This is a genomic window from Mobilitalea sibirica, assembly GCF_015999265.1.
Taxonomy (GTDB): domain Bacteria; phylum Bacillota; class Clostridia; order Lachnospirales; family Lachnospiraceae; genus Mobilitalea; species Mobilitalea sibirica.
The window spans coordinates 102,176-119,175 of the sequence record NZ_JAEAGR010000013.1 but is presented as its reverse complement, the minus strand read 5'-3'; the positions used below and the strand labels follow the sequence as shown (position 1 = coordinate 119,175).

Below are 17,000 nucleotides of genomic sequence, written 5' to 3'. Positions count from 1 at the left end.
ATTACTGTTATTGCCATTATATAACTTTAGGAAATAAAATGCAAGAGGAAATGTTATTATTTAGTAATATATTTTAACAAGTGATGATATAGACTAGTTATTATATATAAAATATTGCAGAGTAACATCTGCAAAAATGGAGCATCACTCCTATCTGAAGTTATCTGATTTCTCATGTACCATAGCCGGCTTGTTACTGCTTTGATGCTTAAGATAAAAAGATTATGAAAGATGGATGAGATGCTCCATTTTACATGCGATTGATTTGCTTTTTTTACTTTGATTAAGATATCTTTAAATTTACTTTTCTTAGGGAAATTAAGGTCTCCATATATGCCAGAGGTGATCATTTTGTCCGGTTGCAAATACATCTAGGCGATTGCCACCCCAGGATACAGCAGACGGTTCAGAAGTGATAACTCCATCCAAATCCCTCCATCCGCTCCACATGGATCCGTTCCAGGTTCTAAAAAGCAGTTGATTTTGCTGGCCTTTTGCAAATACCTCCAGACGATTTTCAGCTGTAGAAGCTGCTGCAGGACCGGAAGTAATAGGAGCGGCATTCAAATCCTCCCAATCACTCCATCCGGATCCGTTCCAGTACTTATGCCATGTACTTTGATTTTGCCCTCTAACAAATACATCAATACGGTTAGGACCCCAGGAAACTGCCGCAGGGGGAGAGGTCAAGGTTCCCCCAAGATCTTCCCACTGGCTCCAACGACTGCCATCCCACCATTTATGCCAAAAAGCTTGGTTCTGTCCTCTGGCGAACACGTCTAGACGATTTTCCTGCCAAGAGGATACAGCGGGGGCTGAAGTAAGGGTTCCTCCAAGGTCTTCCCATTCACTCCAACGATTACCGTTCCACCATATATGCCAGAGTGCAAGATTCTGTCCGACAGTGAAAACATCAATTCGATTTGGACCCCAGGATATTGCTGCCGGAGCTGAATTCATTGTACCACCAAGGTTCTCCCATTCACTCCAACGATTGCCATTCCACCACTTATGCAAAAGTTCTTGATTTACTCCTCTGGCGAACACATCCAGACGATTTTCCTGCCAGGAGGAGACGGCGGGGGCTGAAGTAAGATTACCCCCAAGGTCCTCCCAATTGCTCCACTGCGGTGATGGAGGAGTGGGAGGAGGAGTTGGAGGTGTTGGAGAAGGTACTTCACCATTCTCCTGTAAGATTGCAATAATAATATCCAAGAAAACCTGATTGATACGGTTTTCAGACATGCCGAAGGATCTGAGTACTAAGAAAAGAACAGGATTATCCTGTCGTAAGTCATTCAATAGCTTTTCTGCTATCTCCTGTGTGGATCCTGAATAAGTATCCCTATTTTGTATTACATAAAATAGAATACTTCTAATAATTCTACGGGCGATAAATCTTTGAATTCCATAATCTCGGAGCTCCCTGTAATAAGTGTTAAATATACGGTTGTACTGTGCCATTAACCGATTTAAATTCTGTGGTCTTTGAAACATGTTAACCTACCTCTACATATAAATCACTTCATTATATGCTATGACCAAAAGAAATGTTAGAAGTTCTTGTGGTAGATTATCAAGGGGCCTATTATCTAAAGAGTATACAGGTTATATGACTTACAGTACTCCTTCTTAATTCATTTTTGTAAAAGCCTTTTGGTCTAGCAGGGCATTTTATTGATCGATTTGGGTATCTTAGGCAAAGGAATATTGTATAATCAGTTGTTTTTTACTATAATGCAATCGTGGACCACAGATAAATGATACGGAGGTGATTAGTAGAATGAAACTTACCATAAACCAATCCTTGGATCAGGAAGAAACTGAAATAATCATTAACTATAGTGTTATTGATCAAAGGCTGCAGCATTTGATTGATTATATCAGACAGTACTCATTTTCCATACAAGGTATACTGGACAACTCAGTATTTCAAATTCCGCTTGAAAAAATAATGTATATAGACACAGCTGACAAAAAAACATTCTTATATTGTACTCAAAAGGTATATCAGGCAAAGGAAACACTATCAACATTAGAAAAGGTTTTATTGAAAACGCCGTTCGTCCGCATCAGTAAAAGCTGCATTGCAAACAGTACATACCTAAAGTGTGTTAAGCCGATTGCAAATCATCACTTGGAGGCTATGTTAAAAAACGGAGAGAAATTAATTGTATCCAGAAGCTATATCAAAGATCTCAAAGAGAAGCTTAAAAATTAAGAAAGAGTCAGCAGGGATAGGTTGATAATAAAACCCTGGTTCAAATTATATCCTGCCTAAGGGCGGAAAGGAGGCTATTATGAATAAAATTAGAAAGATACATTTACCGGCTATATCAATGGCATTTACTCTTGCAATATTATTTTCTGCTACTATCACTTTACTTAGGGGTAATGATACAACAGGAATTTTTGCATCCGTCATGCAAATGCTTGGTTTTGTGGTTGCTCTACAAATTATTAATGTTTTTATCAGTAGAATTAGATTTAGAAAATACTATCAATATTATTTATCTAATTTCTTTATTATGTATGCGTTTTTCATCAGTGTGGCTTATGTATTTCACTGGTTTGGCTTCCGGTTGGAGAATATTATATTAAACACAATCATTTTTATCTTTATATTCACATTTATTCAACACCATTTTTATAAATTACTTAAAAAGGAAGCAGATGAAATTAATGCATTACTTGATAACAAAGAGAGACAATAGAAAAAATCAAACAGCTTTCTACGAAACGATATACTCGTAGGAAGCTGTTTGATTTATGACAAATGAAGTCCTTCTTCATCAACAATAGTGGAACTTGCCAAATTATATGCAATTGGATTTTCCAAATGAATACTCTCTCTCCAATGTATTAATATTATTAATGTTAATCAATTCTGTAAGGAATAAAGGGTAATTTACGCAGCCCTGTGGTATTACGGATTTTCGTTTACATAGTACCACTTCTATAATTTATTAGATGGTAGATAATTTACCTTCTTTTACCTCTGGTTTTTACATCGAAGGCAACTGCAAGGATAAAGATAGCACCTCTGACAACATACTGGTAAGATACATCGACGCCCATCAAGTTCATACCGTTGGTTAGGGACATGATGACTAAGGCTCCCACAATCGTGTTCGTCACCCGGCCGATACCACCGTTAACAGATACACCACCGATATAGGAAGAGGCTATGGCGTCAAGCTCAAAACCGAGACCGGCGGTAGGTGTGGCAGAGGATAGTCTTGAGGTATACAGGATGCCGGAGAGGGCAGCCAACATACTAACGGAGGCAAAGGCAAACATAGTGACATTTTTAACATTTACCCCGGAGAGCTCGGCTGCTTCCGAATTGCCGCCGATACCGTAGATATATCTTCCCAGACGGGTTTTGTGCAGCATAAAGTTATAAATGAATAAAACAACACCGACAATAACCGCTGTCCAAGGGATACCCCGGTAACCGGCCAAAATCCAAACCACCAATAATATAATTACGGACATAAAAAGGATCTTAGAAATAAAGATAGGAAGGGACATCACCTTAAAATTGTATTTTAACATACTGTTTCTTTGTCTGATCTGACTTATGATCACTAATATTACAGCTAGGATACCAATCAATAAGGTAAGTACATGCAAATTGCCACCAAAGGGCAAATCAGGTAAGAAACCATTGGAGATAGCTCGAAAGACCTCATCCCGAACAATAATTGTTCCGGTACCTGCTGTTACACGGGATAAAAATCCCCGGAAGATAAACATTCCGGCTAAGGTGGTTACAAAAGCAGGAACACCAATTCTTGCAACCAAAAAGCCCTGATATAAACCTACACAGACACCAAAAAATAAGGTTAAAGGAATTACAAGCCACACATTCCAACCGTTTTTTAAGAATATAGCAGCAACCGCTCCCAGAAAGCCGGCTACATATCCGACAGACAAATCAATGTGCTTAATGATTAGAATTAAAGTCATACCGACCGCTAATACAGCGATATATCCGGTTTGGTTGATTAAATCGCTTATATTTCTTGAAGATAGGAATAAGCCGTTTGTTAACACATTAAAATAGATAAATATGAATACCAGTGCAATATACATAGCATATTCCCGTATATTTTCCTTTATTAAGGCATGTAGTTCTGACCCGATGGGTTCATTATCATTCACTGACTTCTTATCACTTACTTTCATTCCATTACCTCCTCCACGCGGGTAGCCATAGCCATTACTTTTTGTTCGGTAGCCTCTTCACCCTTGAGTTCACCGGTGATGGAGCCTTCTGACATAATATAGATGCGGTCACTCATACCCAATATCTCAAGTAATTCCGAGGAAATCATGATGATACTCATACCCTGTTCCACCAGCTTGTTCATAATGGTATAAATTTCGAATTTAGCACCAACATCAATACCTCGGGTAGGTTCATCCAGGATTAAAATCTTTGGTTCTACAAAGAGCCATTTGGCGATTGATACTTTTTGTTGGTTTCCTCCGCTCAGATTACCGACAATTTGCCTTACGGAGGGTGCTTTGATGTTAATGGATTTTTGATAATCTTTTGCTACCTGAATTTCTTTTTTATCATTAATAATAATTCCTTCTGTCAACTTCTCAAGATTAGCAATGGAGGTATTATACTTGATGTCCTGGATTAGAACGAGACCGTTGCCCTTTCTGTCTTCCGTAACATAGGCAATGCCTGCTTTTATAGCATCTTTTGGATGCTTTAACTTTTTTCTAAGCCCGTCCACTATAATTTCACCGTTTGTTATTTTATAATTGGGAACATTACCAAAGATACTTAAAGCCAGTTCGGTTCTGCCGGCCCCCATTAATCCTGCAATGCCAACGATTTCACCTTTACGCACATTAATATTGATATCATGTAAAATCTCCCGTTCGGACACCGGATTATATACGGTCCAATTCTTTATTTCCAAAAATACAGGCCCCGGATTTTTTTTCTTTCTTTTTGGATATATGTTTTCTATGGCCCGTCCAACCATATTTTTTATAATTTCGTGTTCTGATATTTTGGTTTTTTCGGCATCCATTGAGGTTATGGTAGCACCGTCCCGTAAAACAGTAATCGTATCTGCAATTGCAACCACTTCCTTAAGTTTATGGGATATCATAATACAGGTGACTCCCTGATGCTTTAACTGTATGAGTAGCTCTAAGAGATTTTCGCTGTCATCTTCATTTAAAGCTGCGGTAGGCTCATCCAACACCAATAGTTTTACATTTTTGCTTAATGCCTTTGCAATCTCGACCAGCTGTCTTTTACCTACCGATAAGTTCTTTATTTTCATGGAGGGATTTACATTAAGTCGTACCTTTTGAAGCATTTCTCGTGCCTGTACAATGGTTTGATTCCAGTTAATTATCCTTCCCTCTGTAACTTCATGTCCAAAGTAAATATTCTCATAGATACTTAACTCAGGTATCAATGCCAGTTCCTGATAAATAATTGCAATACCTACCGCCTCACTATCCGCTATGGATTTAAACTTTTGTTCTTCATCGTTATATATAATTTGTCCGCTATAGGTGCCATAGGGATGAACGCCGGATAGTACCTTCATTAAGGTAGACTTACCGGCACCGTTTTCACCAACCAGACAATGGATCTCTCCTCTTCGGACTTTAAAGTTCACGTTATTTAGTGCTCTAACTCCGGGAAATTCTTTTATGATACCCCTCATTTCCAGAATATTCTCACTCATCAGTTTTCCTCCTTTAACGCAAGACCGGTTTAAATAAATTCGATTTGCATTAAACCGGTCTTCGATGAGTTATTGCTTCGTTTCGTCAGCCGTTATTCTAATCCTGTAAAATCATCTGCATTATAATATCCGGAATCTATCAAGGCTTCCTGTACATTATCTTTCGTAACAACAACGACAGGGGTTTGCTTGGAAGGTACATCGATAATTAAATTATTATAGGTGGTATCCGTAGCCGGAGTATTACCCTCAATAATACTGATTGCCATATTCATGGCATCCGTTGCCAGAGTTCTGGTGTCCTTAAATACCGTCATGGACTGTTTCTCATCTATGATATATTGGATGGAGGCTTTTTCGGCATCCTGTCCTGTTATATAATATTGTTCTACATCATTATCAGCAGCAAATACATCCGCTATAGAACGAGCTGTACCATCATTCGGCGCTAAGATATAGCAAGTACCTTTTTGCTCGGTTGTAGCTGCAGTGAGGTGAGCCTCAGCCTTCGACCTTGCCTCATTAAAATCCCAGTTTGTTGTAACCTGTCCGATAATACCGGACATCTCATCTCGGGTAAGGGTTGCTTTATCTTTAAGACCTACGGCAGCAGAGGAATTAATAATTTCAAAAGTGCCATCTGCAATTTTTGGCTGTAAGACATTCCATGCTCCTTCAAAGAATAAAAATGCATTATTATCTGTGGCAGCGCCGGCATAGAGATACAAAGGATTACCGGTACCGGTTGCATTATCAACCAGATATTGTCCCATTGCTTCACCAACTGCAATGCTGTCAAAGGTTACATAATAGTCAAGGGCATCTGTATCGGTAATTAATCTGTCATAAGAGATAACAGGGACTTCAGCATTCTCTGCTGATTCAACGGAGGCTGCGGCTGCAGCAGCATCATGTGCACAGATAATCAACACTTTTATATTTTTTGCAATCAAAGTTTCTACATTTGTCTTTTCATTCGCCGGGTTACCTTGGCTGAATAATACTTCAACTGAATACCCGGAGTCTTTGATTGCTTCCTCAAAGCTGGCCTGATCCTGAAGCCATCTGGGTTCATCCTTAGTTGGAAGAACAATACCAACATCAATGGATCCTCCCTTACCGTTTTGATTTCCATCATCGTTTTGATTACAACCGGATAGGGATAAAAGTACTACAATACATAGCAATATAGAAATAATTTTTTTCATAAATCACATACCGCCTTTTTCTTAGATTTAGTAAATCATACATACTAGTGTTTCAAATTTCTGCCACGTTATGCAAATTAATAAACTTGATATAACGGTTGCAATTTATTTCTGTGTAGGTTTATAATAACAACATTGGTTGTAAACAATAAATTCAAATTATTACATGTAAGGAGGTTTCAACTTTGGAAACCGTAATAGAAGTTTTCGGATATCTGGCATCCGGTCTAGTCGCTTTATCCTTTTTGATGAAGTCCATGAATAAGTTAAGATTTGTAAATATGATTGGAGCTGCTCTCTTTGTGATATATAGTGTAGCTATTAAAGCGTGGCCGGTAGCCCTTATTAATTTATTCGTTGTGGGGGTTAATATTTTTCATTTGAGAAGAAGCGGAGATGGAAGCAAGGCAGAATAATGCGGATGAGATTATGATAGAATTTTCTTTTATGCGAGGTTGTTACAGGATGTAATCAGATTCTGTAGCAACTTTTTTCTTAACTAAATAGGATAAGTAAAATGGTTTATTTGGAAGTAATATTATTTTTAGTAAAAAATCTTATAGAGCTAAATTGTTAAATTAAAGAATAAAAATTAGAATGAAAATGTTAGAATAATTTAAATAATACCTATTTTAAATTTCTCCTTCCTGTGCTAATATAAATTTACAATATATGGAAGGAGGATATTATATGAAAAGATTAATATCTGCTTTTATAGCAGGGCTACTAATGATTACGCTTGTGATAACAGTACCGGTAGAGGAAGCCAATGCAGAAGCTAAGGTAAAACCGGTCTGGAATGAGGAGTATTATGGCGACCGTCTTGACATTGACGGACACTTAAGTTATCTGGATAAGGATGAGGCCTTTTTAAATCGCGCAGAAGAAAAAATTAAGGGACAAGCAGACTTAATTAGTGATGAGACTATAACGGCGCAAGAAGATGCTGCGGACAGTAACTTTACATATGATGGAGGTACAAAGTATTTCCTAAACAGAGATTTGGATTTTAAAGCCTTTACCCTTCGAAGTGAAGGAACCAATGTAGAGGTATGGGTTGCTGATGAGTTGGCATTTCCGGAGGGCGATCCCAGACCGGTACCCCAGATTAACCAAGAACAAGTGGACAAGCTTCGGGATGAGTTTGACAGTAACATCTATCCGACGGCAACCGCATTCTTTGGAGACCCTGATATGCATGACGGATCGCAATCTTTACTGACTGAGTGGGGACTGTTTCCGGAAGGATATTATGAAGGAAGTGAAAAGGTAATTATTCTGGTGGATAATATTATCGATGAAAATTATTATATGCCGGAATATCCTTTCTTTGTAGCAGGGTTCTTTTGGCAGACCTTAGAAATGTATATTGACAGAAACATGATAACCATTGACACAAACACCTGGGAGGAACGTTTAGAATCTACATTCTATCCAACCACCATTCATGAGCTTCAACATCTGATCCATTCGGATCATGATCCCCATGAAGAAAGCTGGATTAATGAGGGAATGTCCACCTTTTCAGAGTTTTTGGGAGGTTACGGATTGGATGCAGGTTCTGTTAATTTTTATCTGGATCATCCGGAGAACTCACTGGTAAAATGGGATGATCATTATTCGGCTCCAACAGGACCGGAGACCATAGCAGATTATGGACAGGTTTATCTGTTCACCATGTATATGAATGATAAATTAGGACAGGATTTTATCCGTGAACTTGCCGTAAGTCCGCTACAGGGAATTAACAGTATTAATAACGTATTAAGCAGACATCAGGCAAATCTGGACTTTACAAAGATCTATCAGAATTTTATCACTGCATTAGTAATTGACAGTGATAATCCCGGAAACGGTGTGTATAACTTTGACAGCATTAATCTTCGCGAAATACCAATTAATAAGGAGGGTACAATCAGAGGGAAAACCGTTGACTTCGAAAGTGCCTTAACCTATGAAAAAGAGGGTGTTCCTGCTTGGGGCGGAGATTTTAAGGTATTAGACTTCCAACAGAAAATTCATGGCATCACCTTTGATGGTGTAGACTTTTTACCAATTCCATGGATTACTGTGGGTGATCCTCTGGGATCGGATAATCAGGTTCTTTGGGGTAACGAAGGCGATGAAGCAGACAATATGCTTATCTTTGAAGCAGATTTAACCGGAGTATCAACGGCAACGCTTTCCTTTGATAACTTATTAGACATTGAGGAGCAGTGGGATTTTGGATTTGTTCAAGTTTCCACGGATGGAGGTTATAATTGGACCAGCCTTGCCAATGAAAATACCAGATCCGATCTGGTGGAAGAAGGTTATCCGAAGATAAGGGAGAATCTGCCCGGCTTCACAGGGTATTATGATAATTGGCAAAAAGAAAGTTTTGACTTAAGTTCCTATGCCGGACAGAAGGTGTTAATCTCCTTCCGATATATAACGGATTGGGGCTATAATGATTTAGGTTGGTTTGTTGACAATATTGAGATCCCTGAAATAGGACTTATCTTTGATGGAAGTTCGACAGAAGGCTTTGTGTCTCTCAGTTCGATCTTAGGTCAATATGTAAACTATACGGTTACCTTTATCAATGAGACTGAGGTAGGTAATAAGAAGGGCAGGAAAACGCAGTTCAGAGTAATTACTGTGGATCCTTTTGATGTGACGCAGGAGGATGCATTACAAATCAGAAACTTATTTCAAAAAGGAAAGAATTACATGATAACAACCTTTGCGGCACCGCCGGGGGAAAGAGATTCCGTTTCTTTTACCTATGAGGTTATCATTAAAGGAAACCAACATAAAAATAATGGTAATAGAGATCATGACAATAAGAGAGATCAATGGAGGAATAATTGGAGAAACAATAAAAATAATAACAATAAAAATAACGGTAGAAATAGCAGAAGATAGCAGAACCGGCCCAGAGATTCGTTAATCATGGAATGAGACGGTAACATATTTAAATTAGATTAAGATGGAACATAGGGATTACCTAAATACATCATAAGGAGATTAGTATCTTTACTTGTTTGTCTATTATGAACATGTATATTCGAATGAGACGAACAAAGTAAGGGTATGTACTCCGGTGAAAGTGTATGGTGATCCTTATGTTCCTCTTTATTATGAAACGGATCATGTAAACACTGTCTTGATTTATATCCTCTAAAAATAAGTGGAACCATTTCCCTTTTTCTGTTGTCTAATTAATATAAATTTTAAATGGCCATTTAAAATATAGGAGTTAATCTTATAAAATGGGAGGACATTTTTATGGAGAAAAGAAAAATATCAATTATATTGGTGTGTATATTAATTATGACAGTAATATTTACCGGTTGTTCAAAAGGAAATGATTTATCGGTTGAAACAACAAAAGAGGAAGATGCAGAAACTAGAGATACAGTGATGAAATATGGTTCGGAGAATAGGGATGTAAGTAGGAGTTCCAAGGCGGATGACCTTGATGCCACAGGGGTAACCGAGGATCAGGAAATATTCGATATTGAAGTTACAGAGAGTAGTATTAACACAAATGAGATTATGATAGGAGACAGTTATAAAATGACTGATTCCAGTGCTATCTTAAATAGTGTGGAGAGAGATAAGGCATATGGGTATCAATACGATGGTTTGTACCCAAACACAGAAGAGTATACTAAGATATTTGAAAAAGGCTTTATGGACACTTTACAAAGTCCTTTATCTACTTTTTCTATCGACGTTGATACAGCATCCTATGCTAACATTAGAAAAAATATTAACTATGGATTATTGCCTGAGATGGATGCGGTTCGAATTGAGGAAATGCTGAATTACTTCAACTATGAGTACGATGAACCAACCGGGAAAAATCCGTTTTCAATCAATACGGAAATTGGAAGATGCCCATGGAATCAGGATAACTACTTATTGATGGTAGGTGTTCAGGGAAAGGATGTCGATAAAGCCACCTTACCAAAGAGTAATTTGGTGTTTTTGATTGATGTATCCGGATCTATGGATCAGGAGGATAAATTGCCACTCCTTAAAAATGCATTTTCACAGCTGGTAGAGCAGCTCACAGAAGATGACAGAGTATCCATTGTGGTTTATGCCAGTAAATCCGGAGTCGTTTTAGACAGTGTACCGGGCAATGAAAAACGAATTATCTTAAGTGCTTTGAAGGATTTAACCGCCGGAGGATCAACCGCCGGTGCAGGAGGAATTGAGAAAGCTTATGCCTTAGCGCAAGAGAATTTTATAGCAGGAGGAAATAATAGGGTGATTTTAGCCACAGACGGTGATTTTAACGTAGGGCCATCTTCCCCTAAGGAATTGGAAGAACTCATAGAACAGAAGAGGGAGAGCGGTATATTCTTAAGTGTATTGGGCTTTGGAATGGGGAATATTAAGGATAATCGGATGGAGCTTCTTGCTGATAAGGGAAACGGAAATTACGCATATATTGATTCTTCGATGGAAGCTAAGAAGGTTCTCGTCGATGAAATGTCAGGGACACTCTTAACCATAGCAAAGGATGTAAAGATTCAATTAGAGTTTAATCCTTATTCGGTAGAATCTTATCGTTTAATAGGATATGAGAACAGGGCGTTAAATAATGAGGATTTTAAGAACGATAAGGTGGATGCAGGAGAACTGGGTGCCGGTCATAGCGTTACTGCAATTTACGAAATCGTTCCTAACAGGAAAGACTCTTTATTATATGGACGTGAATCCTTAAAATATCAGACGAAAGAGCAGGTTATAAATAAAGAGTATCAAGATGAGATTACGGAAGTGAGACTACGTTATAAACTTCCGGATTCGAACAAAAGTAACGAAATCCTTCAGGTGGTTTCTTATGATAATACACCGGTGAATAAGATTTATTTATCAGAGGATTTTTACTTTGCAGCGGCTGTTGCAGAGTTTGGAATGCTACTTCGGAACTCGGAATATAAGGGAACTTCTTCGATCGAGAATCTTCTTATGCTAGCTGAAAAAGGTCTTGGAAAAGACGAGGATGGATATCGAACAGAGTTTATTAATTTAGTTGAGAAGTATGAGGAGCTGATAAATAATCGCTGGTAGAAGTTATAGTATCTTATCCGTAGTGCGAATTATAAAAAAATTGATAAATATAAAACAAAGAGAGATGTTTTATGATATTGGTTTTTGTTAATCCATGTAAAACGAATATATAGATGAGTTATACCTAATACATTATATGACGGGGCAGTTTCAAAATAAACTGTGGGAATATGATTTACCTCACACACAGATTGACGGACATATTTTCGATTTTGTATGCCTAGTTCGAACACTTCAGTTCGCACTAGGCATAACAAAATCAGCAACATATCCGTCAAACAGTGCATTACGGTAAAATCATATTTCCAGTTTAACTATTTTGAAACTGCTCCGTCAATATTTCTTAGAGAAGTTATATTCTCAAGGAAAGGTATATGAGTTAGGAAACTTATGCAACAGCCTCATATTTACAAAAGAAAAAGGAACAATGGGTATACTAACATTATCATTGAAGGAAGGCTATTAATGGGTTATTTACACATATTCTTTCTTTATTTATTTTTATATGATAATAAGTGATAAAAAAATAACATAAAATAAACTAATTGACATATATATAGTGTTTTTGTATAATTTAAACACAAGATATAGTGTCTGTGTGCGTACATATAGTTATATAACAATTTTGTTGTTTACTTTGGGTATTCTTAAGTAATGCTAGGCTCATGATAACAAGTAGGAAAAGACGGATGATATCGCTTAATTTCGATTTCATGTTATAAATATGAACCTATTGAACGAAAGAAAAGGAAAATCACTCCTATAATTAGGAGAGTTTTCAAAAAGACAGGAGGAGCAATCCTCCAAAAAGACAGGAGGATTGGGATGAAACACATATTATCAGAAGAATTTTTAAGTCAATATAAACATTTAAATAGTCCACTCAGCCATATTGGTGAGTTTGTATATCTTAGAACTTATTCCAGATATCTGGAGGAAAAGAAACGGAGAGAGACCTGGTATGAAACGGTTTATCGGACTACGGAGTATAATATAAATTTGGGTTTAAATTATAAAAAAAGAAACGGGCTCTTAATCACGGATGCGGATACAGTGAAAGAGGCGGAGTTTTTATTCGACAACTTATTTCATCTTAGGACCTTTACATCCGGAAGAACTTTATATATGGGCGGAACTAAGATTGTCGAAGAATATCCCCTTTCGAATTATAACTGTGCGTTTACCAATATAGAGAAGTTCAGAGATTTGGTAGATGTATTTTATCTGCTTATGGTTGGTAGTGGAGTAGGTATCCGTATTGATCGGAAGTTTATGGACCGTTTTCCTAAGGTAAGGTTTGCTAAGCTTGAAGGTGTATATAAGGTGGAAGTACGCCAAAATACCTCTAAGGAAGATATGGAACATACGTTATGCGATATTGATTCCAAGGATAATACGGTTGCAACGATTACCGTGGGAGACAGCAAAGAGGGTTGGTGTTCTGCCTTGGAGAAATATTTTAATCTGCTTACACAGCCAGAATATAAAGACATTAAAAAAGTAATCATCGACTACAGTTTTGTAAGACCGGAGGGTGAACGACTGAAACGTTTCGGTGGAAGAGCTTCCGGACATAAATCAATACAAAGAATGTTTGAAAAAATGAATCGAGTATTTGGTCGTAGAGAAGACGGTCAGCTGACAACCCTTGATATTCTGGATATCGCTACCATCATTAGCGAGAATGTGGTATCCGGAGGAGTAAGACGGAGTGCTATGATGGTAATCTGTGACGAGGAAGATGAAGAAGTTATTACTGCCAAGAGAAATATATACAGAGTAGTTGATGGGAATTGGATTGAAGATCCGGAGATATCCCATAGAAAAATGAGTAATAATTCCGTATTATATACGCATCGTCCTTCACTTGAGAGGATTAAAGAAATTATCAATTCCATTAGAATAAATGGAGAACCCGGATTTATTAATGGCACGGAAGCATTCAGACGAAAAGAGGCTTTTCAGGGTTGCAATCCCTGTGGTGAGATTTTATTGCAGTCGAAACAATGTTGTAACCTTACAACCAATAACCTAATGGCATTTGTCAATGGAGATACTCTGGATACGGACAGACTGGAAGAGGTACTTAGACTATCTACCCGTGTGGCTATCAGAATGACCCTGGTTGATGTTGAGCTACCGGAATGGAATAAGGTGATGCAGGAGGACAGGATTATCGGGATCTCCTTAACAGGAATGATGGATATGGTAAATAAAACGAATATGAGTTTTAAAGAACTGGAAACCCTTCTAAAAAGACTGAGAGAGGTAGTTCATACAGAGGGTAAGAGATACTCTGAAGAACTGGGTATAGAAGCACCGAAATTAATGACTACAATTAAACCGGAAGGCAGTCTTTCGACACTACCCTGCGTAAGCTCGGGGATTCATTTTGCTCACTCGAATTACTATATCCGCAGAATAAGAATATCAGCTACAGATCCTTTGTTTAAAATGATAGAACAGCAGGGTTGTTATCCTATCTACAATGAAATAGGGCAAACCGATGATAATTGTTCAATTAAGGTAATTGAATTTCCGATTAAAGCTCCGGAAGGAAGAACCAAATATGAGGTAAGTGCGATTGAACAGCTGGAATTATACAAGATGTCTATGATGCATTGGTCAGATCATAACACCTCTATTACCGTTCATGTAAGGGAGCATGAATGGGAAGAAGTGGCTCATTGGGTATATGAAAACTTTGATTATGTTGTGGGAATCACTTTCCTTCCCTTAATGGAGGAGACCTATCCGTTGTTACCTTATGAAATTACAACGAAAGAGGATTATGAGCACAGAATTAAGCAGGTGAAACCGATCGATTATGAGCTTTTGGCCAGATTTGATGATGATGAGGAGCATAACATCATTGATGCGGAATGTGATACCGGTGTATGCCCGGTAAGATAAGGTGATAAAGATAACCAGTTGCCTAAAGTTACATGCAAGGATCTTGCGTAATAAATGAAACGAATTACGTTTATTTAAATATGCTAGCATAAAATATTTATTATATAGAAAACAGATAGCAAATTATGTTAATAAAACACTTGACAATACCGTATACTGTAGCTATAATATCCTTCATTATAATATAATATCTATAATCCATATATGCCAATTTGTAGTGACACAGGCGTCTTAGAGAAATCTAAGGCGCCTTTTTTTATATAATAGGAAAGTCCTTTGGATTTCCTATTATATAAAAAGCACTCCGTGCAGGATACGCACTCGCGCGTATAGAAATTATCTGCCTTTGGTAGGATGCACACTCGCACCTAAGTAATTTTGTCGGTTTTACCGAGCGAGCCAGACGCGAGAGTTTGCCAAGGCAAATTCTTTGTTCTGTTTCTAGGATGGAAAGGGAGATGCTAAATGGAAAGGTTTGCAAGAAAAGCAATCATATTTATATTACTCATGATGATTATTATGTTACCTACTTCATTAACTGGTTGTGAAAAAGAGGATAATAATAAAAAAGAGATCTTGATTGGAGCTGCTGCCAGCCTGAATACAATAATGGAGGAAGTAAAATTGTTATATCAAGAACAGTATCCGGATATAACGGTTAATTTTACTTTTGCAGGATCCGGTTCTCTGGAACAGCAGATCAGACAGGGTGCTCCGGTTGATCTTTTTATATCAGCAGCTATGAAACAAATGGATAATCTGATAATGGATGGATACATACTTGCGGATACGATGGTGGAACTATTAGAGAATCAAATTGTTTTGATTGTTCCTACTAAGAGCAAGTTTGGCATAAGCTCATTTGAAGATATTATTAAGGCTCAGGTCATTGCTGTTGGAGATCCGGACATTGTACCGGCAGGGAAGTATGCCTTCGAAATTTTTGCATCTATGGATATTCTAGATGAAGTAAATACAAAAGCCAATTATGCCAATGATGTGACCGAAGTATTGGCTTGGGTAAGCTCCGGCAATGCAGATGCAGGTGTTGTATATTCAACGGATGCAGCTCTTAGTAAGGAGGTCACGCAGATAGCCTATGCACCGGAAGGGAGCCACAACAGAATCGTTTATCCTGCAGCCGTTGTTAAGGATGCGAAAGAAGAAACAGCAAGGGCCTTTCTTGAATTTCTTACTACAGAAAAAGTTCAGAAGATATTTACGGAGTATGGATTTAAAACGCTTCCATAAAGTCAGGGATCTATGCATAATCCAATAAAATAAATTAGGGAACTGATGTATAAAGTGATATCATGGGTTACACTGTGGATTTATACTGACGCCAAGATTTAAGATATTTTTAAAAGAAATTTTATCTTCTAAATGGGAGGGATGGAGATGAATTGGTCACCCTTATGGATTTCATTAAGTGTAGCAATACCGGCTACTATGATTACCTTTTTTCTGGGAATATTTATTGCCAAAAAGGTAATCAGTGCAAATGCGCCTGTTTCCAAACTTCTGGATGTGATTTTTACATTGCCATTGGTACTTCCGCCAACCGTTGTAGGATTTCTTCTTTTAATTCTTTTTGGTAAAAATGGATTGATTGGACGGTTTCTGTATTCGGTTGGAATACAAATTGTATTTACCAGATTAGCTGCAATAATAGCAGCCATAGTGGTATCGTTTCCTTTGATGTACCGTTCTGCAAAAGCGGCTTTTGAGCAACAGGATGGGAATTTGATACAGGCAGGAAGAACGCTGGGGCTGACAAAAATTCAGATTTTTTGGCGGATTGAGATGCCTCTTGCAGCACCGGGTATTCTATCAGGTACAATTCTAACCTTTGCCAGAGCATTGGGAGAGTTTGGTGCTACACTTATGATTGCCGGAAATATACCCAAGATAACACAAACTATGCCAATGGCGATCTATATGAATATTCAGAGAGGAGAGACTAAGATTGCTTCTGTTTGGGTATTGTTGATGATTATGCTATCCTTCTTTATGATATTATTTTTGAATTTCATTAATATAAAGAAAGAAGAAAAGGGCATACATAATATAACTTCGTAGA

General features: G+C 37.7%; 12 protein-coding genes. 8 read left to right on the top strand and 4 right to left on the bottom strand.

Features of this window, described 5'->3' with window-relative positions:
- Positions 1–318: 318 nt before the first annotated feature.
- Positions 319–1,497 (bottom strand): DUF346 domain-containing protein, encoded by a 1,179-nt coding sequence (locus I5677_RS12570; RefSeq protein WP_243456597.1) that lies wholly within the window; start codon positions 1,495–1,497, stop codon positions 319–321.
- Between the two features lie 286 nt (positions 1,498–1,783).
- Here I5677_RS12570 and I5677_RS12565 point away from each other — a divergent pair, with 286 nt between their 5' ends.
- Both I5677_RS12565 and I5677_RS12560 read left to right on the top strand, forming a co-directional pair.
- Positions 1,784–2,221: a LytTR family DNA-binding domain-containing protein gene (locus I5677_RS12565; RefSeq protein ID WP_197661971.1), complete on the top strand. Its 438-nt coding sequence runs from the start codon at positions 1,784–1,786 to the stop codon at positions 2,219–2,221.
- 79 nt (positions 2,222–2,300) lie between these two features.
- Positions 2,301–2,714, top strand: a complete 414-nt coding sequence (locus I5677_RS12560) for a DUF3021 family protein (protein WP_197661970.1) — start codon at positions 2,301–2,303, stop codon at positions 2,712–2,714.
- A gap of 268 nt (positions 2,715–2,982) precedes the next feature.
- On the opposite strand, the gene I5677_RS12555 is transcribed toward I5677_RS12560, so the two are convergent.
- From I5677_RS12555 to I5677_RS12545, 3 genes are all read right to left on the bottom strand, one after another.
- The gene (locus I5677_RS12555) at positions 2,983–4,191 is read right to left on the bottom strand and encodes a sugar ABC transporter permease (RefSeq protein WP_197661969.1); all 1,209 of its coding nucleotides are present in this window, start codon (positions 4,189–4,191) and stop codon (positions 2,983–2,985) included.
- Positions 4,188–5,729, bottom strand: coding sequence for a sugar ABC transporter ATP-binding protein (locus tag I5677_RS12550; protein ID WP_197661968.1), 1,542 nt, complete (start codon positions 5,727–5,729; stop codon positions 4,188–4,190). Before I5677_RS12550 ends, I5677_RS12555 begins: the two co-directional genes overlap by 4 nt.
- A gap of 92 nt (positions 5,730–5,821) precedes the next feature.
- The gene (locus tag I5677_RS12545) at positions 5,822–6,937 is read right to left on the bottom strand and encodes a substrate-binding domain-containing protein (RefSeq protein WP_197661967.1); all 1,116 of its coding nucleotides are present in this window, start codon (positions 6,935–6,937) and stop codon (positions 5,822–5,824) included.
- A gap of 152 nt (positions 6,938–7,089) precedes the next feature.
- On the opposite strand from I5677_RS12545, the gene I5677_RS12540 reads away from it, so the two are divergent.
- From I5677_RS12540 to modB, 6 genes are all read left to right on the top strand, one after another.
- Positions 7,090–7,353 (top strand): YgjV family protein, encoded by a 264-nt coding sequence (locus I5677_RS12540; RefSeq protein ID WP_330617918.1) that lies wholly within the window; start codon positions 7,090–7,092, stop codon positions 7,351–7,353.
- A gap of 274 nt (positions 7,354–7,627) precedes the next feature.
- Positions 7,628–9,844: a M6 family metallopeptidase gene (locus tag I5677_RS12535; protein ID WP_197661965.1), complete on the top strand. Its 2,217-nt coding sequence runs from the start codon at positions 7,628–7,630 to the stop codon at positions 9,842–9,844.
- A gap of 363 nt (positions 9,845–10,207) precedes the next feature.
- On the top strand, positions 10,208–12,007 hold the full coding sequence (locus I5677_RS12530) for a vWA domain-containing protein (RefSeq protein WP_243456596.1): 1,800 nt from the start codon (positions 10,208–10,210) through the stop codon (positions 12,005–12,007).
- 825 nt (positions 12,008–12,832) lie between these two features.
- On the top strand, positions 12,833–14,920 hold the full coding sequence (nrdJ, locus tag I5677_RS12525) for a ribonucleoside-triphosphate reductase, adenosylcobalamin-dependent (RefSeq protein WP_197661964.1): 2,088 nt from the start codon (positions 12,833–12,835) through the stop codon (positions 14,918–14,920).
- Positions 14,921–15,385: 465 nt separating this feature from the next.
- Positions 15,386–16,171: a molybdate ABC transporter substrate-binding protein gene (gene modA / locus I5677_RS12520; protein ID WP_197661963.1), complete on the top strand. Its 786-nt coding sequence runs from the start codon at positions 15,386–15,388 to the stop codon at positions 16,169–16,171.
- A gap of 147 nt (positions 16,172–16,318) precedes the next feature.
- Positions 16,319–16,999: a molybdate ABC transporter permease subunit gene (gene modB / locus I5677_RS12515; protein WP_330617917.1), complete on the top strand. Its 681-nt coding sequence runs from the start codon at positions 16,319–16,321 to the stop codon at positions 16,997–16,999.
- Position 17,000 lies beyond the last annotated feature (1 nt).